Source organism: Psychrobacillus sp. MER TA 171 (assembly GCF_023713305.1).
Taxonomy (GTDB): domain Bacteria; phylum Bacillota; class Bacilli; order Bacillales_A; family Planococcaceae; genus Psychrobacillus.
Genome location: NZ_JAMAWN010000051.1, coordinates 1 through 1,579 on the forward strand (window position 1 = coordinate 1; position 1,579 = coordinate 1,579).

Annotated in this window: 1 protein-coding gene; it reads right to left on the reverse strand. The window is 38.0% G+C overall.

Translation table 11 applies throughout. The annotated features are described in order from the left end of the window. Positions 1 to 132 precede the first annotated feature (132 nt). Entirely contained in the window at positions 133 to 1,335 is a 1,203-nt protein-coding gene (locus M3627_RS20330; protein ID WP_251557264.1) for an IS110 family RNA-guided transposase, read from the reverse strand. Positions 1,336 to 1,579: the final 244 nt, after the last annotated feature.

The window sequence follows — 1,579 nt, forward strand, 5'->3', positions numbered from 1 at the left end:
AAACCAGCTAATAGGATGTCAATATTTTTCTCTAAAATTATTATTAATCTTATGATATACTATTTTGTGCATGACAAATAGCCCTCCAAAAACCTTTTGGAAGGTTTTCTCTTAATTACTTGTAACCAGTAATTACGCTATATCTTGGAAAGTTTCTTTGCTATTTAATAAAGCATAAATCCAATGAAGCAGTTTGTTAATACAGGCTACTATCGCCACTTTTGCAGGCTTTCCCTCTGATTTCTTCTTATCATAGAATTCTTTCAGCTTGTTGTTTCTTGAACTTCTGATACCACACAATACGGCAAGATACAAAGCATGGCGTAATCTACTTGAACCTCGTTTTGTAATACGATTGGTTGTGGCAGTAAACTTTCCTGATGAGTGAACACTGGGATCTACTCCTGCAAAGGCAACTAGTTTTTTCGGATGATTAAACCGTTCGATTTCTCCGATCTCAGAGATTATCGTGGCAGCGATCTTTTCTCCGATTCCTGGAATCGATTGGACAATCTTGTAATCTTCTAATTCATTTGCCAAGGTCACTATACGAATTTCCAACTCCGAAAGGTGCCCTTGGTACTGAAAAAGCATTTCAATATACATTTGAAGATTGATCAAGTGACTATGATACACCACTTTTTGAAATGGATTTCGATAGGCAGAATCCATTAGTCTTTTTGCCTTTTCCAATGCCCATTGACTAGAACGTCTTGGACAAAACTCCATCACACACTCCGCTAGCTTACTTTCTCCAGCTGCTATTACCTCTTCTGAAGTTGGGTATTTCTTTAACATCAATAAAGAAACCTTTGAATAAAGATCACCAAAAACCTTGCGGTATTCAGGAAACACTTGATCTAGAATAGTGTGAAACTGTAGCTTAGCCTCCACATACATATTCGTCACAATCTCCTGTTGTCTCGATAGATTTCTAAGATTTAAGAGTTGAATCCCTCTTTTTTTATGAGGTTCAAAATCTTCTTTGTAATAAAGCATACACAACTGATACGCATCAATTGCGTCTGTTTTTACCTTTCTTAAACTAGATCTCTTCGCTTGATAAGAAATAATAGGGTTAAGCAAGATATATAAAACCTCGTTTTCCTCCAAGCATTGAATAACAGGAGAGTGGTAATGGCCTGTAGATTCTAGAATGACTATAGGCATTTGCCCGGTCATCACTTCAATCTCATGTAAGAAGCCTATAAAACGGTCTAAATCCTCTCGTGTATGCTTCATAGAATAACTCTTTCCAAACGGCTTCGATTTATCTAAAAATGCCTGAACTTGGCTCTCTCCTTTTGCCACATCCAGACCAACTACTGGGTTCATTTAACTTCCTCCTCTGACTAACTCACCAGTACCCCTGTTCCTCCTTATAGTGTCATAGCTTCGCTTGTTATACGAGATCTATGTCCCAACCAGCCTCAAACATGTTTCTACAAGTAGGGGGTGGACAGTTTAGCCGACGGGATCATTGTCCCACGCACCCGTACGTCCTACCCTGGCTACTGATATATTAAATCCTATAAAAATAAGGTCAACCAGTAAAAACTGGTTAACCTTATAATACGAA

Excerpts from the sequence above, each read along its gene's own strand:
- M3627_RS20330 (WP_251557264.1), bottom strand. The coding sequence starts at position 1,335 with ATGAACCCAGTAGTTGGTCTGGATGTGGCAAAAGGAGAGAGCCAAGTT.